Here is a 19,966-nt window from a genome sequence, read left to right as displayed (position 1 = left end):
AGGGGTTTTTGTGTCTACACCTGATGTAAGCAGCGAAGCCGGTTCGTCCGCGAACAGCGTCACGGGCAGCAACCGCGTCAAGCGCGGCATGGCTGAGATGCTCAAGGGCGGCGTCATCATGGACGTCGTCAACGTTGAACAGGCCCGCATCGCCGAAGACGCCGGTGCCGTTGCAGTCATGGCGCTGGAACGCGTTCCGGCCGATATCCGTGCCCAGGGCGGCGTGTCCCGCATGTCCGATCCGGACATGATCGACAAGATCATCGAAGCCGTCTCCGTCCCGGTCATGGCCAAGGCCCGGATCGGCCACTTCGTGGAGGCCCAGGTCCTGCAGTCCTTGGGCGTGGACTATATTGACGAGTCCGAAGTCCTGACCCCGGCCGACTACGTCCACCACATCGACAAGTGGAACTTCAAGGTTCCCTTCGTCTGTGGCGCCACCAACCTCGGTGAGGCGCTGCGCCGCATCAACGAAGGCGCGGCCATGATCCGCTCCAAGGGTGAGGCCGGCACCGGCGACGTCTCCAACGCCACCGGTCACATGCGCCAGATCCGCGCCGAGATCGCCAAGCTTGCCGCCCTGCCCGAGGACGAGCTCTACGTCGCGGCCAAGGAACTGCACGCCCCGTACGAACTGGTCAAGGAAGTTGCCGCCGCCGGCAAGCTCCCAGTGGTGCTGTTCACCGCCGGTGGCATCGCCACCCCGGCCGACGCTGCGATGATGATGCAGCTCGGCGCCGACGGCGTGTTCGTCGGTTCCGGCATCTTCAAGTCCGGCAACCCGGCCCAGCGTGCCGCTGCCGTGGTCAAGGCCACCACGTTCTTCGATGACCCCGACGTCATCGCCAAGGCCTCCCGCGGCCTCGGCGAAGCCATGGTGGGCATCAACGTGGAGGAGATCCCGCAGCCACACCGCCTCTCCGAGCGCGGCTGGTAGCGTTCGGTCGCTTCTCCATAAACTCGGCGCCAAGGCGCCTCGTTCACGGAGCCTCTGCGCCCTCTCTTATTAAGCCGTAAGAGTCGGGCGCGCTTGTCGCCAGGCCTTAACCACGACGCCGGCCGGTCACCTTCCCAGGTGACCGGCCGGCGTCGTTCTGCCTTCCGCAGCCTATTCGAGGCCCCGACGTTTCAGCAGGGGCTCCAGCCGGGCGTCGCGGCCGCGGATCGCGCGGAAGGATTCCAGCGGGTCCCTGCTGTTGCCGCGGGAGAGCAGCTCGTGGCGGAAGCGTTCGCCGTTGGCGCGCGTTATGCCGCCGTTCTCGGTGAACCAGTCCACGGTTTCGGCGTCCAGCACCTCACTCCAGATGTATGAGTAATAGCCGGCCGCATAGCCGTCTCCCGCGAAGATGTGCTGGAAATAGCCGGTCCGGTAACGCGGTGGGATCAGGGCATGAGCCACGCCCGCGGCCGCGAGGGACTTCGCCTCAAACGCCAGGACGTCGTCGGGGATTCCGGTTTCGTCCAGGACATGCCAGGCCAGATCCAGCAGCGCAGCGCCGAGGTATTCCGTTGTCCCGAAGCCTTCGCCCCAGAGCCGTGAGTCGTTCAGCTTGTCCACAACCTGTTGCGGAAGCGGTTCGCCGGTGGCGTGGTGCCGGGCATAATTTGCAAGCACCTCCGGCCACAGGATCCACATCTCGTTGACCTGCGACGGGTATTCCACAAAGTCGCGGGGGACAGCAGTCCCGGCGAACCGCGGATACGTCACGTTCGACAACAGGCCGTGGAGTGCGTGTCCGAACTCGTGGAAAGTGGTGCGCAGCTCGTCCAGCGTCAGGAGCGTGGGCTCGCCTGCCGGCGGCTTGGAGATATTGAGGTTGTTGATCACCACTGGCCGGGTGCCGAGCAGGACGGACTGTTCCACCAGCGAGTTCATCCAGGCGCCGCCCCGCTTGGATTCGCGGGTGTAGTAGTCGCCCAGGAACAACCCCAGCCCGCTCCCGTCCTGGTCCCGGACTTCCCAGACACGGACGTCCGGGTGGTAACCTGCGAGGTCCTTCCGTTCGTGGAAGGTGATGCCGTAGAGGGATGTGGCGGCGAAGAAGACGCCGTCCCGGAGAACGCGGTCCAGCTCGAAATAGGGGCGGAGGGCCTGCTCGTCCACGGCGTACTTTTCGCGCCGCACCTTGGCTGAGTAATACGCCCAGTCCCAGGCCTCCAGGGGATGGCCTGCCACTTCAGCAAGGGCCGCAGCCTCGGCGTCGGCATTGCGTACCGCGGCGGGCGCCAGCCTGTTCAGCATGGATTGGACCGCATCGAAGTCGCGGGCCGTCTGACGGTCCACCACGAGTTCGGCATAGTTGGCGAAACCCAGAAGGGCTGCCTTTTCGGCGCGCAGGCCGGCTGTTGACCTGGCCAGTTCCAGGACGTCCAAGCCGCCGCCGTCACTGCCCCGGCCGATGGACGCCTCAAACAGCCGACGGCGGACGTCCCGGTTTTCGAGGGAGGCCAGGGCGGGCTGGTTGCTGGGCTGGATCAGCGTCAGCAGGAATTTTCCGTCGTGGCCAACGGCGCGGGCCGTCTCAGCGGCGCTGGCGACATCGTCGGCCGGCAAGCCGGCCAGCTCGCCTGCTGTGTCCAGCAGCAGCGCCGCCGATTTCATGGCCTCCTTGACCCGCTGGCCAAAGTCCGTGCCCAGTTTGGACAGCTCGGCGTTGATTTCCTTCAGCCTTTGCTGGCCCGGCTTGTCGAGCTGGATCCCGGACTGGCGGAACTGCTTCACGTACTCCTCCACGAGCCGGACGGACTCAGGGTCAAGCCCGGAAGTGTCAATCGCCGCGAACCGGTCGAACAGTGCGCGATTGAGGTAGATCTCGTCCTGATGCGCCGAAACGCGGGGTGAGAGTTCGGTCTCCAGGTCACGGATTTCGTCCGTTGCGTCGGCTGAGACAAGGGTGAAGAAGGGGTCCGTCGCCCGCTGGAGCAGTTGGCCGGCCTTCTCCATGGCCAGGGCCGTATTCTCGAAGTTCGCCGGCACGGGGTTGTCCACGATCGCCTGGATTTCCACCAGATGTTCCGCCAGGCCAGCGCCGACGGCCTCGGCGTAATCGGATGCTCTGATCCGGGCAAAAGGCGGCAGCCCATAGGGCAGGGTGCTGGCGCTGAGGAGGGGATTCGTCATCACGCTAACCTTTCATACTGCCGTATGCTTCTCAACGCGCGGCTTTGCGGAATTTGCGCGGCGGCCAGACCTACAATGGCGCCTATGGGGAAAATGTTGGGCGCTGCTGCTGTTCGTTCCGCTGCTGCCATGTCCGCCGGCATCCTGGCCGCGGCGCTGCTGGCGGGATGCGGCCTGATCGCCGAACAGACCGTTCCTTCCGCCGGTGCGCCCGCGAGTACCGGCGCCGGGACAGGGCAGCCAAGCCCGACGGCGACCCCCACGCCGACGCCCACTCCCACCCCCGGCGCGGGGCCGGCCTGTCCCACGCTGCGCTGCACGTCCGTCGTGGTTACCGGCGACATGCTGGTCCATACCCAGCTCTGGCAGCAGGCCCGCGACGACGCCGCCGCGGCAGGCAAACCCGGGCTGGACTTCGCCCCGCTCCTCGAAGGCCAGCGCAGGTACATCCAAGCCAGCGACCTCGCCATCTGCCACCAGGAAACCCCCGTGGCCGGGCCCGACGGCCCGTTCTCCGCGTACCCGTCGTTCAACGTCCCGCCGCAGATCATCACAGCCTCTAAAGCAGTGGGATACCAGGCCTGCACCACCGCGAGCAACCACACGATCGACCGGAGCACGGACGGAGTGCTGCGCACCCTGGATGCCCTGGATGCCGCGGGGCTGAAGCACACCGGTTCCTACCGGACGGAAACCGAGTCCCAGGGCATCCTGATCCTGCAGACCAAGGCAGCCAAGATCGCCATCATCCAGGGAACCTACGGCCTCAACGGCCAATACCCTGAATACGACTGGCAGGTGGACATGCTCGACGCGCCCACCATGATCGCCAAGGCGGTCAAGGCACGGGCCCTCGGCGCCGACATCGTGCTCGGTGCCATGCATGCCGGCGATGAGTACGCGAGCCAGGCGAACACCCAACAGCAGGACGTGGCCCACGCCCTGGTGGACAGCGGCCAGTTCACCATGATCTACGGCCACCACACCCACTCGGTGCTGCCCATCGAAAACTACAAGGGCACCTGGATCGTCTACGGGCTCGGCAACGGGGTCACGGAACTGTCGCCCTGGTATGTGGTGAACAACGAAGGCCTGCTCGTGCGGGCACAATTCAGCCAGGACACGGCCGGCAAGTGGACGGCGACGGACCTCGCCTGGGCTCCGTCGGTGATTGTCCGCGACCCGTACCGCTGGTGTTCGGTGGCAGTCGACGCGCCGCAGGGCGTCTGTGCAACACCGGAGGCCGACGCCGCCACCAGGTTGAGGACCGCCACGGTAGTGGACTCGATGGGCGCGGCTGCTGCCGGCGCGCACGAACTGCTGATCACCAAGGACCCCTGAGGCACCGGGACAGGGAAACCGTGAGCGCGACGCGACCCAGCGCGGCGCCACTCAGCGCGGTCGGCGCGCCGCATGCTCCCGGGCCAGCGCCGCGTAGCGGTCGTCCGGGGCGCCGGCCGTGAACGTGCCGTATTTTCGTTCAGCGGCGGTCCTGATAAGGAAATCTGCGATGGCAGGGTTCTTGGGCAGCAGCGAACCGTGGAGGTAGCTGGCCACCACATTTTTGTAGCGTGCGCCCTCGTGGCCGTCGCTGCTGTTGTTGCCGGTGCCCTTGGCCACGGTGCCGAGCGGCCGGACGCCGGTACCCAGGGTGGTCTGCCCGCTGTGGTTCTCGTATCCCAGGACCTCGCCGAATTCCGTGGTGGCCACCTTGACGTTGCCGATCAGGCGTTCCGCGGTTCCGTGGGTCTCCACGTCCAGGACGCCGATGCCCGGAATGACCGAACCCAAACGGGTCTTGAAGAAGCGCCCGAACAGTTGGTAGAGCCCGCAGATGACAAGCATCGGCGCACCGTCCTCGGCCAGTTTCGTGAGGACGCCGGCCCGCGACTGAAGGTCGTCCTGGATGACCAGCTGTCCGCTGTCCTGCCCGCCGCCGCCCACGATGAGATCCACATCGGCCGGAAACTCGTCGCCGACGTTGTATTCCAGCAGCTCCGGGGTATAGCCGTGCCAGCCGATCCGCTGCCTGATCACCAGGGCGTTGCCCCAGTCGCCGTAGATGTTCATGTCCCGCGGGTAGAGCTGCAGGACCCGGAGGGTGCCCTTGGATTCCTGCGGGCCGCCGGTTGATTCAGCGGTCATGAGACCACCTCCACTGTGGTGATTTTGGACAGCTCGCGGCGGATGGCCAGCATGGCTGTGTAGGTGCAGAAGATCCGCTTCGGCTTTCCCTTGGCCTCGCGGATGAAAGCGGCCAGTGCGGGCGCGATCTCAGGCTGGACCCCGCCGATCCGGACGTCGTCATACTGCAGCCGCAGCGCCATGTCGTAGGCCCGGGACCCGGTCAGCTGGTCCACGCCGCCGTCGCGGAGCGAATCGAATTCCACGTCCCACAGCCAGGACATGTCCCGGCCGTCGGCGTAGTTGTCGTTGATGGCGATCATGGTGGCGTAGCCGCCTGCGGGGAAGGACTTCAGTCCCAGCCGGAAACCGCTGGGGTTCTTGACCAGCACGAGGTCCAGCGGCTGGCCGTCCACCGTGAGGCTTTCGCCGCGGCCGAACGCCGGCTCCACCTGGGACAGTGCGGTGAGCAGGGTGGCGTGGTCGGCTGTGGCGGCACCGCCGCCACAGATGCTGCGGGCCAGGGTCAGTGCCGCGGCCGCATTAAAGATGTTGTAGACGCCGCGGAGCTTCATCGCGGTGGTGACCGTAACGCCGTCGTACTCAAAATCGGCAGTGTCCGGCCCCACTTTGCGGAGTACGACGTCGGCGGGCGGCTTGTGGGGGAGCGTCGCGGGGGTGGGACTGCCGGGCGCTGCCCGCATGTCGTCGTCGTTGGGGAAGGTGCTGAGGAGGGAGTCGTCCAGGCCGAAGTACTGGACGTCCTGGCCGGTTAGGGTGTCCGCGATGCGGGCAACACGGGGATCTTCCCGGTTGAGGACCACGGTTCCGGTGGTCTTGTCAGCGATGTGCTGCAGCAGCTGGGCTGTCTTGTCGATCTCGCCGAACCGGTCGAGCTGGTCGCGCAGGACGTTGAGCAGGAGGCTGTACCGGGGCGGGACGCGGTTCACAAAATGCACGGCGTGGGCTTCGTCGAGCTCCAGGACGGCGACGTCGGCCGTGAGCCTGCCGCGCCAGTCCACTTCGCCCAGCAGGGCGGCGGCCACACCGCGGGTGAAATTGCTGCCGGTGCGGTTGGTGAAGACCTTCAGGCCCTGGCTCTCCAGGAGTTCCACCACCATCTTTGTGGTGGTGGTCTTGCCGTTGGTTCCGCTCACCACAGCAACGCCGTGGGGGAGCATGGCGAGCGTCCGCTGCATAAAGCCGGGATCGATTTTCTCGACCACCAGCCCGGGCAAGGCGGACCCGCCGCCCCTGAGCCGGGAGACCCGGCGGACCAGCTTGCCGAGCGGAACACTGATGTAAAGCATGCTCTGTAATATATCCCAGCAACGGCATAGAACCCCGACCGGGAAGGCTCTCCGACGCAGTCCTGGGCTGCGCGCACATTATGCTGATTGGATGATAAACCCCCTTTCGGCTGCTTCTGCACGCGTGGGCTTGGGCCTGCGGATCGGCGTCCTGGCACTCCAGGGCGACTTCCGCGAACACCTCCGGGCCGTGGAAGCCGCCGGTGCCGCCGGCGTCGGAATCCGCAGGCCTTCGGAACTGGACGGCCTGGACGGCCTCATCATTCCCGGCGGCGAATCAACAGCCATCGACAAGCTGGCCCGCGCCTTTGAGCTGGCCGGACCGTTGAAGGACCGGATCCGCGACGGACTGCCGGTCTACGGTTCCTGCGCCGGCATGATCCTCCTCGCCGACGAGATCGCCGACCCGGCCACGGACCTGGCCGGCAACCCGCAGCAGACGTTCGGCGGCCTTGACATCACGGTGCGGCGCAACGCCTTCGGCCGCCAGCGCGAGTCGTTCGAAACGGACCTGGACTTCAAGGCCCTGGACTTCAGCGCCACGGAATCCGGTGTTGCCCCAGTACATGCAGTGTTCATCCGCGGACCCTGGGTGGAACGCGTCGGGTCCGGCGTGGAGATCCTGGCGCAGGTGGAGCCCGCCGACCCGGAGCACGCCTCCCATGCGGCCAGCCTGCCGGGGACAGCTAGAATTGTTGCAGTGCGTTCCGGCCACCTGCTGGCCACCTCCTTCCACCCGGAAGTGACTGGGGAGAAACGCGTACATGAACTTTTTATCCGCATGATCAGAGGAGACGCGTAAGCATGTCAGGACACTCCAAATGGGCAACGACCAAGCACAAGAAGGCCATCCTCGATAGCCGCCGCGCAAAATCGTTCGCCAAGCTGATCAAGAACATCGAAGTCGCTGCACGTATGGGTGGACCGGACCTCGCCGGCAACCCGGGCCTGGAACTCGCCGTCACGAAGGCCAAAAAGACGTCGGTGCCCGCCGACAACATCGACCGTGCCATCAAGCGTGGCGCCGGCCTCACCGGTGAAGTGGTGGACTACACCGAGATCATGTACGAATGCCGCGGCCCGCAGGGTTCGGCACTGCTGATCGAGTGCCTGACGGACAATAAGAACCGCGCAGCCTCCGAGGTCCGCTTGGCCATTTCCCGCAACGGCGGCACCATCGCCGATCCGGGTTCGGTGAGCTACCTCTTCAGCCGCAAGGGCGTCGTCTCGATGCCGAAGAACGGCCTGAGCGAGGACGACGTCCTGATGGCCGTCCTCGACGCCGGAGCCGAGGAAGTCAAGGACAACGGCGACAGCTTCGAGATACACTCCGAGCCGACCGACCTCCAGGCCATCCGGGATGCCCTCAAGGAAGCCGGAATGGAGTACGAGACCGATGAAGCCGAGTTTGTGCCGTCCATGCAGGTGCCGCTGGACCTCGATGCCGCCAAGAAGTTCATGAAGCTCGTGGACGCCCTGGAAGAGCTCGACGACGTCCAGAACGTCTACAGCAATGCCGACCTCAGCGACGAAGTCCAGGCCGCCCTGGAAGCTGAGTGACCTTCCGCTTTGTGGCTTAGGGCGGATGTCTCAGAGTGACCCTGCGCGTATTGGGCGTTGACCCGGGCCTCACCCGCTGCGGCATCGGCGTTGTCGACGTCGAACGGAACCGGCGGGCCACGATGGTTGCGGTTGGGGTGGTGGGTACTTCGCCCGAGGAGACCCTGGACCAGCGACTGCTGGTGATTGCCTTGGCCATCGACGAGTGGCTGGACCGCTACGAGCCGCACGTTCTCGCCGTCGAACGCGTTTTTTCCCAGCTCAACGTCAGCACGGTGATGGGGGTGGCGCAGGCCTCCGGAGTGGTGATTGCCGCCGCGGCCCGGCGCGGGATCCCGGTGGCACTGCACACGCCGTCGGAAGTGAAAGCAGCAGTGACCGGCAGCGGCACCTCCAACAAGGAAGCCGTGACCAAACTCGTCACAAAGATCCTCAGGCTGGATGCACCGCCGCGGCCGGCGGACGCCGCAGATGCCCTGGCCCTGGCCATCACCCACGCCTGGCGGGCGGGCAGCGGCGCCTCTGTAGCCACCACCGGCCCCGGCAGCCTGTCGCTGACACCGGCCCAGCGCGCCTGGGCCGATGCCGAGGCGAAAGCGCGCCGCGCACGCTGAATGTCCGCGGCGCTTGCTAGGGTATTCGTAGATATGTTCGGATAGCCGGTCCTACCCCCATGAGCCCGGCAGTACACCAGGAGCCCGGCTTTGATCAGTTTCCTTCGCGGAACGGTAGCGCACGTTGGCCTTTCCACTGCCGTAATCGACCTCAACGGGGCGGGCATGAGCGTCAACGCCACGCCGCAGACCCTCAGCCGCCTCCGCATGGGCGAGGAAGGCAAGCTCTTCACCTCGCTGATCGTGCGTGAGGATTCCCTCACCCTGTTCGGTTTTGCTACCGACGATGAACGAGAAGTCTTCGATGTCCTGCTCAGCGTCAGCGGTGTGGGTCCCCGGCTCGCGCTGGCAGTGCTCGCTGTGCACGAGCCTGAAGCGATCCGGGTTGCTGCCCACACCGGTGACAGCAAAACGTTCACGAAGGTTCCCGGCATCGGCCCCAAGGTGGCCGGCCGGATCGTGCTGGAACTTGCCGGAAAGCTGGTGCCGCATGGCACGGCAGGTGCCCCCGGTGTGTCCACCCCGGCCGAAGCAGCCTGGAAGCCCCAGGTGGTGGCGGCCATGACCAGCCTCGGCTGGTCAGAAAAGGATGCCGCTGCCAGCATCGAAAAGGCCCTGGCGGACGATCCCGAGGTTGAATTCCGCGGCAATGTGGCCGAGATCCTGCGGACCACGCTGCGCTGGCTGGGCCAGGACGGCGCGCGGGCCGGCAACCGCGTAGGCAGCCGTGGCTGAGCCGTCGGTGGTGGCGGCAGGGGAGGAACCCGAGGAACGGGCGATTGAAGCCGCCCTCCGGCCGAAGAACCTCGATGACTTCGTCGGCCAGCACCGGGTCCGCAGGCAACTCTCGCTGGTCCTCCAGGCCTCCCGGATGCGTGGGCGCAGCGCGGACCACGTGCTGTTTTCGGGCCCTCCAGGCCTGGGCAAAACCACCCTGGCCATGATCGTGGCCGCCGAGATGAACGCGCCATTGCGGATCAGTAGCGGTCCGGCCATCCAGCACGCCGGCGACCTCGCCGCGATCCTTTCCTCTCTTTCCGAAGGCGAGGTCCTCTTCCTGGACGAGATCCACCGGATGTCCAGGCCGGCAGAGGAAATGCTCTACATGGCCATGGAGGATTTCCGGGTGGACATCGTGGTGGGCAAGGGCGCCGGGGCCACCGCCATACCGTTGGAGCTCCCGCCCTTCACCCTGGTGGGTGCCACCACGCGCGCCGGTCTGCTGCCCGGCCCCCTCCGGGACAGGTTCGGCTTCACCGGGCATTTGGAGTTCTACAGCGTGGCCGAGCTCGAACTGGTGCTCAGGCGCTCCGCCGGCCTGCTGGACCTCAAAGTCAACTCTGCGGGTTTCAGCGAAATTGCCGGCCGGTCCCGCGGTACGCCGCGTATTGCCAACCGCCTGCTCCGCCGGGTCCGGGACTGGGCTCTCGTGCACGGGATTGAGCAGATCGATGCCCGCGCCGCTTCCGCTGCCCTGGACATGTATGAAGTGGACAAGCGGGGCCTGGACCGGCTGGACCGGGCAGTCCTGGAAGCACTCATTACGAAGTTCGGCGGGGGACCCGTGGGGCTTTCGACCCTGGCCATTGCGGTGGGGGAGGAGACCGAGACCGTGGAAACGGTGGCGGAACCGTTCCTGGTGCGCGAAGGCCTGCTGGGCCGGACGCCCCGGGGCCGCATCGCCATGGCTCCGGCCTGGACCCACTTGGGCTTCGCCGTGCCGGCCGGAGTTTTCGGGCAGGAACCCCTGGATCTGTTCGAACCTGACCCGGACACCGCCGAGTCCGCGGCCGAATGGGCCCCGAACGGTCAATAGCACTGTCCTCCCAGCTTTTCCCTTTAGACTGGTATGACACCCGGCACGTTCGGGTCTGTGTTCCCGCGGCGGCTCTGAGTAGCCGTTGCCTGCCAGGCACGATTTTCTGCAACGGGGAACGACGCGGACGCTGCCAAACACCCGATACGCCAGTACAGAACGGAATCTTCCCTGTGGATCCAATGAACATCGTCTTGTTCGCAATGCTCGGAATCTTTATCTTCATGATGTTCCGACGCAACAAGAAGACCAAGGAGCAGGCGGCAACGCTGCAGTCCCAGTTCGAGCCCGGTGTTGAGGTCATGACGAGCTTCGGACTCTATGGCCGGATTGTCTCCATGGACGACGCCGAGAACAAGGTAGTCCTGGAACTCTCGCCCGGAAACCTAGCCACCGTCCACCGCCAGGCCGTGACCAAGATTGTGGAACCGGCCGTCGAAGCCGAAGCTCCGGCCGTCCCGGATGACGCCTCCTCCCTGACCACTGAAGAAGCGGGCACCCCGGCAGCGTCCGCCGAAACCCCGGACGAGACCCTGAAGCGCCTCAACGACGAAGGCAAGAAGGACAACTAGTCCGCGCCACACGGCAGCCCGCGTTACAACACCTCTACGCTGGGGACAACCGCCAGTGGGACTGATAGCTCCCGCCGGTGGTTCCTCCGTAAATAAGAGAAAGATTCACAATGGCACGAACTGGCCCTAACAACTCAGGCCTGAGGGTACTGGTGTGGCTCGGCGTAGTCCTCGCCGTGCTGACCGCCGTCCTGGCCGGCGGCACCCTTGCCGGACAGGCAAACTGGGCACCCAAGCTGGCACTGGACCTCGAGGGTGGCACCCAGATGATCCTGGCGCCCAAGGTTGAGGGCGGTTCGGACATCAATGAAGAGCAGCTCAACCAGGCTGTGGCCATCATCCGCCAGCGTGTGGATGGTTCAGGTGTTGCCGAAGCGGAAATCAGCACGCAGTCCGGCCGCAATGTCGTGGTCAGCCTTCCCGGCACACCTACGAAGGAAACCCGGGACCTGATCCAGGCTTCCGCGGACATGAACTTCCGCCCGGTATTGCTGAACGGAGACGGCGCGTCCGTCCCCACGGAATCCCTCACCCCCGAAGACCAGCTTCCGAAGCCCACGGCAGAGCCCGCCAACGGCAGCGATATCAACTGGATCACCGCGGACATCTACCGCCAGTTCGAAACCATGGACTGCAACAATCCTGCGCCGGAGAGCCCTGAAGCCTCCGATCCCGCCAAACCCCTGGTTACCTGTGAACCGGCAACGGAGACCACACCGGCCATCAAATACATCCTGGGCCCGGTGGAAGTCAAGGGCGGCAACATTGTCACGTCCTCCTTCCAGCTGCAACAGGGTGCGCAGGGCGCTGTGACCAACGACTGGGCCGTCAACATCCAGTTCGACAACGAAGGAACCGCCAAGTTCAAGACGGTCACCGAACGCCTGAATCAGTTCTACGTGGCAGCAGGCGGCGAGACCGGCAACGACCCCAAGGCGCAGTTCGCGATTGTCCTCGATGACCAGGTCATCTCCGCACCGCGGTCACTTGCTGTGATCACCGACGGCCGGCCACAGATCACCGGTAACTTCACCGAAAAGACAGCGAAGGCGCTCTCGGACCAGCTCCGCTTCGGCGCGCTCCCCATCAGCTTCGAAATCCAGAGCGACCAGCAGATCTCCGCTACCTTGGGTGGCGAACAGCTGCGTATGGGCCTCCTTGCAGGCATCATCGGGTTGCTCCTTGTGGTGGTCTACTCACTCTTCCAGTACCGGGCCTTGGGCCTGGTGACCATTGCATCGCTGGTAGTGGCCGGAGCCCTCACCTATCTGGCCATTGCCCTCCTGGGCTGGACTGAAAACTACCGGCTTTCCCTGGCCGGCGTGGCCGGCCTCATCGTTGCCATCGGCCAGACCGCTGACTCGTTTATCGTCTACTTTGAACGCATCCGCGATGAACTCCGCGAGGGCCGTGGCTTGGTCTCCGCGGTGGAGAACGGCTGGAGGCGGGCCAAGCGCACAGTCCTGGCCTCCAAGGCCGTGAACCTGCTGGCCGCCCTGGTGCTTTACTTTGTGGCGGTCGGCAACGTCCGCGGGTTCGCTTTCACGCTGGGTCTGACGGCCATTGCCGACCTCATCGTGGTCTTTATGTTCACGCACCCGACGCTGCAGCTCCTGGCGCGCACCAAGTTCTTCGGGGAGGGCCACCCGCTCTCCGGCCTGGACCCCAAGCGGCTGGGTGTTGTGCCGCTCTACCGCGGCGCAGGACGCCTGCGGACGCCGGAGGCCAAGCCTTCCGTAGTCCGGGCCAAGAACACCGGCGCGGTCGCCGAGGCTGAACGACGCATGACAATCGCAGAACGCCGCCTCGCGGAAAAGCAGGAGCAGCTCACCAGCTCCTCCAAGAGCGCAGCCAAGGAGAACAAGTAATGTCCAGCAGCTTCGCCAATTTCGGCAACGAGCTCTACACCGGGAAGCGCTCCTACAACTTTGTGGGGGCCAAGAAACTGTGGTTCATCATCGCGGCGGTGGCGGTGGCGCTGTCCATCCTCATTCCGGTTGCCAAGGGCGGATTCAACCTTGGCATCGAGTTCCGCGGCGGTTCGGAGTTCACCGTCTCCAACGTCCAGAGCACCGACTCGGCCCTTGGTGAAAAGGTTGTCGAGGACGTGGTGGCCGGCAGCGTTCCGCGTGTGGCCAATGTCGCCGGTACCACCATGCGGATCCAGACGGACAAGCTCACGGATGACGAGACCCTCAGGATCAAGGAAGGCCTCACCACTGCCTACGGTGTCACTGACAACGAGGTGACATCTACCTTTATTGGACCCACCTGGGGCGCGGATGTCACCAAGCAGGCCCTGATCGGCTTGCTCGTCTTTGTGGCCCTGGCCGCTGTGCTGATGGCGCTGTACTTCCGGACCTGGAAGATGTCGCTGTCCGCGATGGCTGGGATGCTGGTGACGATGTTCATCACCGCCGGCGTGTATGCCCTCAGCGACTTCGAGGTGACGCCCTCAGCCATCATCGGGTTCCTGACGGTGCTCAGCTACTCGCTGTATGACACGGTGGTGGTCTTCGACAAGATCCGGGAGAACACCGCTGATCTCGATGCGTCCACGCGCCGCACTTTCGGTGAGGAAGTCAACCTCGCCGTCAACCAGACCCTGGTGCGTTCCATCAACACGATGATGGTGGCCATCCTCCCGGTCGGCGCCATCCTGTTTATCGGTGCCGGCCTTCTGGGGGCAGGCACCCTGCGCGACCTGTCGCTGGCACTGTTCGTCGGAATTCTGATCGGTACTGCGGCGACCATTTTTATTGCTGCCCCGATGTATGCCTGGCTGCGCCAGAACGAACCTGACCTTGTCAAGCAGGCGAAGCGCGTTGAACACCGCAGGTCCGCGAACAATGCCCGGACCGAAGAATCGGCTGCGCCCGCAGGGGCCTGACCCTTCGCATCAGAGCGGGCCTGGCGGCATCGGATTACCGACGCCGCCAGGTCCGTTTCGCATTTAGGCGCCGGTTACATAAGTGAACTGGCGGGGGAATAGACTGGGGTAATTAAACAGTCGTGAGGGGTGCTTCATTGGAAGAACGTTCGGCGTCGGTGCCAACGGCAGGTGGGGATAACAGCCCGGGCCACGGAGTTCAGACCGGGCTGACCGCTTCCGCACGCCCGGCGCCGGTTGTTCCAGTGGACAATTCAGGCGCCCGCCCTACATTTCCCGGCCGGCGCGAGCGGACGCGCTCCCGTCTGGCGCGGCTGACCGGCCGCGGCACGGCAACCTATTCGCCCATTCTTGAGCCGCTGCTGCGTACCGTCCGCGCGAACAACCCCAAAGAAGATTTCGATCTCATCCAGCGTGCCTTCGAGGTGGCTGAGCAGAGCCACCGCGGGCAGAAGCGCAAGAGCGGTGATCCGTACATCACCCACCCTGTGGCCGTGGCCACCATCCTTGCTGAGCTGGGTCTTAGCGGAACCACGCTCGCCGCAGCCCTGCTGCACGACACGGTCGAGGACACCCCGTACACCCTGGCGGACCTCAAAAGGGACTTCGGCCCTGAGGTTGCCATGCTGGTGGACGGCGTCACCAAGCTGGACAAAGTCAGCTTTGGTGAAGCCGCGCAGTCAGAGACCGTCCGCAAAATGGTTGTGGCGATGGCCAAGGACATCCGGGTCCTTATGATCAAACTCGCGGACAGGCTCCACAACGCCCGGACCTGGCGGTTTGTCTCCGCGGAGTCATCGGCCCGAAAAGCCCGCGAAACCCTTGAAATATTCGCACCCCTGGCCCACCGCCTGGGCATGAACACCATCAAGTGGGAGTTGGAGGATCTGTCCTTCGCGGCCCTCTACCCGAAGGTCTATGAGGAAATTGTCCGGATGGTGGGCGACCGCACCCCGGAACGGGAGAAAAGCCTCGGCGTCATCCGGGATCAGATCACCGATGACCTGCGTACCGCACGGATCAAGGCCACCATTACGGGCAGGCCGAAACACTATTACTCGATCTACCAGAAGATGATCGTCCGGGACAAGGATTTCGACGACATTAACGACCTCATGGGCGTCAGAGTGCTCGTTGATTCGGTCCGGGACTGTTACGCCGCGCTGGGCACCATGCATTCGCGCTGGAACCCCTTACCGGGGCGGTTCAAAGACTACATCGCCATGCCCAAGTTCAACATGTACCAGTCACTGCACACCACGGTGATCGGGCCCGGCGGCAAGCCTGTGGAGATCCAGATCAGAACCCACGAAATGCACCGCCGTGCCGAGTACGGTGTGGCCGCCCACTGGAAGTACAAGGATCAGCCCAGCCGTACGGCAGTGGGGCCGGGCAGCCCCCGCGAGGGCGACATGGGCTGGCTGAGGTCCCTGGTGGACTGGCAGCAGGAGACGTCCGATCCAGGGGAGTTCCTGGACTCGCTGCGGTTTGAGATCAACGCCCGCGAAGTCTTTGTCTTCACCCCCAAGGGCGAGGTTATGGCTCTCCCCGCCGGATCGACTCCGGTTGATTTTGCCTACTCCGTCCACACCGAAGTGGGGCATCGCACCATCGGCGCACGGGTCAACGGCAAGCTCGTGCCATTGAACAGCGAGCTGAACCACGGCGACTGGGTCGAGATCTTCACCTCCAAGGCCGAAGGCGCCGGGCCCAGCCAGGACTGGCAGCACTTCGTCAAGAGTGCCCGCGCCCGGAACAAGATCCGTCAGTGGTTCAGCAAGGAACGGCGCGAAGAAGCCATCGACCGGGGCAAGGAACTGCTGACACGGGCGATGCGCAAGCAGAATTTGCCCCTGCAGCGCCTGATGACGCACGAGGCCCTGGCGGCGGTGGCCGCAGACTTCAAGTACCTTGACATCTCGGGCCTCTACGCCGGCGTAGGCGACGGGCATACGTCAGCGCAGTCCGTCATGGAGAAACTCGTTGAAAGCCTGGGCGGCAACGAGAGCACTGACGACGACATCACCGAAGTCAGCATCCCTACGCAGGTGGCCAAAACCAAGTTCTCCGATTCCGGCGTGGTGGTGCGCGGCGTTGGCGATGTCTGGGTGAAACTCGCGCGCTGTTGCACGCCCGTACCCCCGGACCCGATTCTCGGCTTTGTCACCCGGGGCTCCGGTGTTTCGGTGCACCGTACGGACTGCACCAACATTTCGGATCTCCGGGACCAGCCCGACAGGATTGTCGAGGTGGACTGGGCACCCACCCAGTCAAGTGTTTTCCTGGTGGAGATCCAGGTTGAGGCGCTGGACCGGAAGTCCCTGCTCTCCGACGTCACACGCGTCCTGTCCGAGAACCACGTCAACATTCTGGCGGCCAGCGTGAACACCTCCACCGACAGGGTGGCCATCTCCAGGTTCGCCTTTGAGATGGGCGATCCCAAGTACCTCAGCCACGTCCTCAGCGCCGTACGGCGCATCGACGGCGTGTTTGACGTCTACCGGACCACCGGCAACAAGCGCCGGAGCTAGCTGGGCCAGCTTTTCCAGTGCGGCCCGTTTGTGCGGGACCCGAGGGCTCGCTTCGATGGCCAGGATCAGCAGGCGCAGCCGCACGTCCCGCTCCGGGCGCGCCAGCAACTCCGCCAGCGCAGGCAATGCCCGGTAGGCGTCGACGTGCAGGGCAATGTCCACGGCCGTGCGCAGTGGACTGGACACCATCAGCCCGCCCATGCTGAGAACGTCGAACGGGCCAAGCCTGACTTCATGAAGGGTGCAGCCGCGGGTATTGCGGAGGCTCGAAATCCGCCGTTTTGCATCCACAAGCAATGCCAGCCGGTCCGGTTCAGCCGCACAGCCGTAGATCCAGGCTGCCGTCATCCGCCCGGCCACCACGCGTTGCCTGACCGCTGCCGGCACTGCGTAGGCCACCGTTCTGGCCCGCACCTGGGGTGAGGCGGGAGCATCCGGCAGTGTGAAGCCGTGCTGGTGGAACTGGGCCAGGACACCGTCCGCCGCCAGGGACTGGAGTTCGGGCCACGCGAAAGGCTTCCCGGGCGAATACAGGTCCGGGTATTGGGGTGGTGATGAGGTGGCCATCCCTCCATCCTGCCGGGTCTTCCCTTAACGCGCACAGGCCCGGTTCCGGTTATGTGGATAACCGGACCGGGCCTCTGCGTCCTGCGACAGGCGCCTTAGGAAAAGGCGGGCTACAAACTACTGACTAGGAAAGCTCGCTGGCCGAGCGCTGGATCTGGTCCAACCAGGCCTGCCTCGCCTCGAGGGCTTCGCGGGCCCCCTGGATCTTGCGCTGGTTGCCGGCTTTTTCTGCCTTGGCGAGATCGTCCTGCAGGCCGGAAATGGCAGCTTCCAGCTGGGACAGGGCGCTGTTGGTGCGGGCCTTCGTCTCGGGGTTGGAGCGCTGCCAGTTTTCCTCTTCGGCGTGGCGCACAGCGTCCTCCACCTTGCGGAGGCCCGCTTCGATGCGTCCCATGTCGGCGCGGGGGACCTTGCCGGCTTCTTCCCAGCGGTCGCGGACTGACTGGAGCGCCTTCTTGGCCGCGCCCAGGTCCTTGACCGGCAGGATGGTGTTCGCTTCGACGAGGAGCGCTTCCTTCACCGTGAGGTTGGCAGCGTATTCCTGGTCGATCTCCTCGTTGGCTGCCTGCCGGTGCGTGAAGAACACATCCTGGGCGGCACGGAAACGGGCCCAGAGGGCGTCGTCGTCCTTGCGGCTGGCGCGCGGTGAGGCCTTCCATTCATCCATGAGCCGGCGGTATTCGCCAGCGGCAAAGCCCCAGTCAGTGGACGAGGACAGGGCCTCGGCTTCGGAGATGAGCTTCTCCTTGGCCGATTTTGCGGCCGAGTTGGTGCTGTCCAGCTGGGAGAAGTATGCGCGGCGGTGACGGTCGAAGACGGTGCGGGCGGCTCGGAACCGCTTCCACAATGCGTCCTCGTTGCTGCGGCCAAGCCGGATGCCGCTCTTCTGGGCTGTCTTCCAGCTTTCAAAAAGATCGTTCATCCGGGCGCTGGAGGTCTTCCACTGGATCTGTGCGGGATCCTGGCCGGAGATCTCTTCGGCTTCGGCCACGATGGCCTCGCGGGCCGCGAGCTCGGCGGAGCGAACGGCGTCGTGTTCTGCCTTCTCTGCCTTTTCGAGTTCGGCGATCTGCGCGGAAACAGTGTCCAGCCGCGCTTCGGTGGTACGGAGGTCGCCCACCATGTTGCGCTCTGCCAGCTGCTCGCGCAGATGGGTGACGGTCTTCTGCATGTCGGTGCTGGGCGCTTTGGAGCTGATGCGCTGCTCCAGGAGCAGGACCTGCGCAACAATGTCGTCATACTTCCGCGCGAAGTAGCCAAGGGCTTCGTCATTGCTGACGTCGGGGTACTGGCCCACCGGGTGCTCTTCGCCGTCGATCGTCAGGAATACGTGGCCGTCACCTTCGACACGGCCCCACTTGGCAGCTTCCGCCAGCGAGGTCGCGGAGGCGACGGGCGCCGGTGCTGCCGCAGGTGCAGCTGCTGCGGGCTTGGGCCGGGCGGCGAAGGCTGCCGGCGACGGGGCGGGTCGAGCTGCCGGAGCAGGCACCGGTGCCGGAGCCGGGGCTTCTTCAGCGGGAGCCTGAGCAGCCGTGCTTGCGTCACCGGCCGCTTCAACCGGCGCTGCCGGGACCTCGTCAGCTGCCGCAGGCTCCTCAGCCGCTTCCGCCGGGACCTCGTCACCTTCGGCCGGGGCGGCCAGGCCCTCGTGTTCCACGTCCGCTTGAGCCACGGTTTCGTCAACCGTGGCCTGTTCGGCGGTTGCCTGGACAGCGTCTGCCTGGTCAGCCACGGGGGCTGTTACCTCGGTCAGGTCTGCTGCTGTTTCGTCGGATTTCTGACTGTCTGTCACCGCTAAAAGTCTTTCGCTTGGAGGGAAATACTCACGTACTGCACCGCGGCCGTAACGGCCTGGCTTCCTACTTCAGAGAAACCGAGTCTATCGTGACTGTTTGCACAGGTGCGCCGTCTGATGCGCTGGAGCCGGCGGTGATTCCCGCGGCGGCAATGGCGGTCACTGCTTCCATGCCGGAGGTCACCTTGCCCACCACCGTATAGCCCCCGGCGGAGTCGGCGGGAATCACCGTGTCTTTGTAGACCACAAAGAACTGCTTGCCGTTACCGTAGGCGTTGTCGCCGGACCGGGCTATGGCAATCGTGCCCGCAGGATAGGTGTTATCTGGCGGGGTGTTTTCGAGGGGTCCCCAGGTGTACCCGGGGTCGGCAGCAGCGGAGGCGCCGCCGCACTGCAGGAGGCCGAAGGTTTCGCCCGTGGTCAGCCGGTGGCACGCGCTGCCGTTGTAGAAGCCCTCGTCCGTCAGTGCTTTGAAGACCGCCGCGGCCTGGGGTGCCTTGGTGCCGTCGATTTCGACGCCGAGCACGTTCCCGTTCAGTGCCAGTTCACCAGTAAACACCTTGCCGGCGGCAGTGTCCGCGGCCGGGATGTTGGCGCCGTTCGTGGCGGGCGCAGAAGGCGTGGGGGAGTCGGTTGGGCTGGTCAGGCCGGCCTCCGCGGCGGCGAATTCGTCTTCCGTGGGGTTGCCCGCAAAGGCAGTCAGTTGGAGTACGACGGCGAGCAAGACGGCGGCGGTTCCGGCGACGGCGGCAATGACGTTGTCGCGCTTGCGCCGTTTCTCCTGGTCCCCCCGCAGCTCGCGCTTTGCCTCCATCTGCTGGATGCGCCGTTTGGCTTCGCGGGCGCTGCGTGAACTGGCCGCCAATGGTCCTCCTGTGTGTCGGGCCGCGTCCGGTCGTTACTGAATCCGGAGGCGGTTGTCTGCCGGCAGCCTTCTGCGCTGCCGGCCGCCGTATTAGAGATGCCGGCGGATGACGCATAAACTGACTGCCGCACATAGTTTATGCATGAGTTGCCGGACTGCCGCCGTTCCCCGCCCGTTTCGGGTGGAATACCGGGCAAAGTC

16 protein-coding genes and 1 pseudogene are annotated in these 19,966 nt (G+C 65.0%); 11 read left to right on the top strand and 6 right to left on the bottom strand.

What is annotated here, in order from left to right; all coding sequences use genetic code 11:
* The first annotated feature begins 10 nt into the window (after nucleotides 1–10).
* Nucleotides 11–937 (top strand): pyridoxal 5'-phosphate synthase lyase subunit PdxS, encoded by a 927-nt coding sequence (gene pdxS, locus AC50YA_RS15990; protein WP_494983225.1) that lies wholly within the window; start codon nucleotides 11–13, stop codon nucleotides 935–937.
* 171 nt (nucleotides 938–1,108) lie between these two features.
* Here the strand turns inward: pdxS and AC50YA_RS15985 are convergent, their stop codons facing one another.
* Nucleotides 1,109–3,121: a M3 family metallopeptidase gene (locus AC50YA_RS15985; RefSeq protein ID WP_494983224.1), complete on the bottom strand. Its 2,013-nt coding sequence runs from the start codon at nucleotides 3,119–3,121 to the stop codon at nucleotides 1,109–1,111.
* A gap of 84 nt (nucleotides 3,122–3,205) precedes the next feature.
* On the opposite strand from AC50YA_RS15985, the gene AC50YA_RS15980 reads away from it, so the two are divergent.
* On the top strand, nucleotides 3,206–4,462 hold the full coding sequence (locus AC50YA_RS15980) for a CapA family protein (protein WP_494983223.1): 1,257 nt from the start codon (nucleotides 3,206–3,208) through the stop codon (nucleotides 4,460–4,462).
* Between the two features lie 51 nt (nucleotides 4,463–4,513).
* Here AC50YA_RS15980 and AC50YA_RS15975 read toward each other — a convergent pair whose 3' ends face one another.
* Together AC50YA_RS15975 and AC50YA_RS15970 are read right to left on the bottom strand one after the other, a co-directional pair.
* The gene (locus tag AC50YA_RS15975; protein ID WP_494983222.1) at nucleotides 4,514–5,266 is read right to left on the bottom strand and encodes a type 1 glutamine amidotransferase; all 753 of its coding nucleotides are present in this window, start codon (nucleotides 5,264–5,266) and stop codon (nucleotides 4,514–4,516) included.
* Nucleotides 5,263–6,555 (bottom strand): MurT ligase domain-containing protein, encoded by a 1,293-nt coding sequence (locus tag AC50YA_RS15970; protein ID WP_494983221.1) that lies wholly within the window; start codon nucleotides 6,553–6,555, stop codon nucleotides 5,263–5,265. Before AC50YA_RS15970 ends, AC50YA_RS15975 begins: the two co-directional genes overlap by 4 nt.
* 91 nt (nucleotides 6,556–6,646) lie before the next feature.
* On the opposite strand from AC50YA_RS15970, the gene pdxT reads away from it, so the two are divergent.
* From pdxT to AC50YA_RS15925, 9 genes are all read left to right on the top strand, one after another.
* On the top strand, nucleotides 6,647–7,357 hold the full coding sequence (pdxT, locus tag AC50YA_RS15965; protein ID WP_494983220.1) for a pyridoxal 5'-phosphate synthase glutaminase subunit PdxT: 711 nt from the start codon (nucleotides 6,647–6,649) through the stop codon (nucleotides 7,355–7,357).
* Between the two features lie 2 nt (nucleotides 7,358–7,359).
* On the top strand, nucleotides 7,360–8,115 hold the full coding sequence (locus tag AC50YA_RS15960) for a YebC/PmpR family DNA-binding transcriptional regulator (protein ID WP_160671298.1): 756 nt from the start codon (nucleotides 7,360–7,362) through the stop codon (nucleotides 8,113–8,115).
* 35 nt (nucleotides 8,116–8,150) lie between these two features.
* Complete coding sequence (gene ruvC / locus AC50YA_RS15955) at nucleotides 8,151–8,729, top strand: crossover junction endodeoxyribonuclease RuvC (RefSeq protein ID WP_494983219.1); 579 nt, start codon at nucleotides 8,151–8,153, stop codon at nucleotides 8,727–8,729.
* A gap of 90 nt (nucleotides 8,730–8,819) precedes the next feature.
* A complete protein-coding gene (ruvA, locus tag AC50YA_RS15950; RefSeq protein WP_494983218.1) occupies nucleotides 8,820–9,464 on the top strand; it encodes a Holliday junction branch migration protein RuvA in 645 nt (214 codons plus the stop codon).
* Nucleotides 9,457–10,545, top strand: a complete 1,089-nt coding sequence (gene ruvB / locus AC50YA_RS15945) for a Holliday junction branch migration DNA helicase RuvB (RefSeq protein ID WP_494983217.1) — start codon at nucleotides 9,457–9,459, stop codon at nucleotides 10,543–10,545. The genes ruvA and ruvB overlap by 8 nt, the downstream gene beginning before the upstream one ends.
* A 182-nt stretch (nucleotides 10,546–10,727) precedes the next feature.
* Nucleotides 10,728–11,117, top strand: a complete 390-nt coding sequence (gene yajC / locus AC50YA_RS15940) for a preprotein translocase subunit YajC (protein ID WP_494983216.1) — start codon at nucleotides 10,728–10,730, stop codon at nucleotides 11,115–11,117.
* A gap of 110 nt (nucleotides 11,118–11,227) precedes the next feature.
* The gene (gene secD / locus AC50YA_RS15935; protein WP_494983215.1) at nucleotides 11,228–12,985 is read left to right on the top strand and encodes a protein translocase subunit SecD; all 1,758 of its coding nucleotides are present in this window, start codon (nucleotides 11,228–11,230) and stop codon (nucleotides 12,983–12,985) included.
* Nucleotides 12,985–14,007, top strand: coding sequence for a protein translocase subunit SecF (secF, locus tag AC50YA_RS15930; RefSeq protein ID WP_494983214.1), 1,023 nt, complete (start codon nucleotides 12,985–12,987; stop codon nucleotides 14,005–14,007). The genes secD and secF overlap by 1 nt, the downstream gene beginning before the upstream one ends.
* A gap of 137 nt (nucleotides 14,008–14,144) precedes the next feature.
* Nucleotides 14,145–16,538: a RelA/SpoT family protein gene (locus AC50YA_RS15925; RefSeq protein WP_494983213.1), complete on the top strand. Its 2,394-nt coding sequence runs from the start codon at nucleotides 14,145–14,147 to the stop codon at nucleotides 16,536–16,538.
* A gap of 51 nt (nucleotides 16,539–16,589) precedes the next feature.
* On the opposite strand, the pseudogene AC50YA_RS15920 reads toward AC50YA_RS15925, so the two are convergent.
* From AC50YA_RS15920 to AC50YA_RS15910, 3 genes and pseudogenes are all read right to left on the bottom strand, one after another.
* Nucleotides 16,590–16,886: pseudogene (locus tag AC50YA_RS15920) on the bottom strand (type IV toxin-antitoxin system AbiEi family antitoxin); the annotation flags it as partial.
* A gap of 343 nt (nucleotides 16,887–17,229) precedes the next feature.
* Nucleotides 17,230–18,897, bottom strand: a complete 1,668-nt coding sequence (locus tag AC50YA_RS15915) for a DUF349 domain-containing protein (RefSeq protein WP_494983212.1) — start codon at nucleotides 18,895–18,897, stop codon at nucleotides 17,230–17,232.
* A 67-nt stretch (nucleotides 18,898–18,964) separates the two neighbouring features.
* Complete coding sequence (locus AC50YA_RS15910; protein ID WP_494983211.1) at nucleotides 18,965–19,765, bottom strand: peptidylprolyl isomerase; 801 nt, start codon at nucleotides 19,763–19,765, stop codon at nucleotides 18,965–18,967.
* Nucleotides 19,766–19,966: the final 201 nt, after the last annotated feature.

Source organism: Pseudarthrobacter sp. RHLT3-21 (assembly GCF_059383495.1).
This window is presented reverse-complemented; position numbering and strand designations above follow the sequence as displayed.

What these genes read in the sequence shown, in the direction of transcription:
- secF (WP_494983214.1), top strand. Translation starts at nt 12,985, where the DNA reads ATGTCCAGCAGCTTCGCCAATTTCGGCAACGAGCTCTACACCGGGAAG.
- AC50YA_RS15975 (WP_494983222.1), bottom strand. Translation starts at nt 5,266, where the DNA reads ATGACCGCTGAATCAACCGGCGGCCCGCAGGAATCCAAGGGCACCCTC.
- AC50YA_RS15985 (WP_494983224.1), bottom strand. Translation starts at nt 3,121, where the DNA reads ATGACGAATCCCCTCCTCAGCGCCAGCACCCTGCCCTATGGGCTGCCG.
- AC50YA_RS15970 (WP_494983221.1), bottom strand. Translation starts at nt 6,555, where the DNA reads ATGCTTTACATCAGTGTTCCGCTCGGCAAGCTGGTCCGCCGGGTCTCC.
- secD (WP_494983215.1), top strand. Translation starts at nt 11,228, where the DNA reads ATGGCACGAACTGGCCCTAACAACTCAGGCCTGAGGGTACTGGTGTGG.
- AC50YA_RS15960 (WP_160671298.1), top strand. Translation starts at nt 7,360, where the DNA reads ATGTCAGGACACTCCAAATGGGCAACGACCAAGCACAAGAAGGCCATC.
- pdxT (WP_494983220.1), top strand. Translation starts at nt 6,647, where the DNA reads ATGATAAACCCCCTTTCGGCTGCTTCTGCACGCGTGGGCTTGGGCCTG.
- AC50YA_RS15980 (WP_494983223.1), top strand. Translation starts at nt 3,206, where the DNA reads ATGGGGAAAATGTTGGGCGCTGCTGCTGTTCGTTCCGCTGCTGCCATG.
- yajC (WP_494983216.1), top strand. Translation starts at nt 10,728, where the DNA reads ATGAACATCGTCTTGTTCGCAATGCTCGGAATCTTTATCTTCATGATG.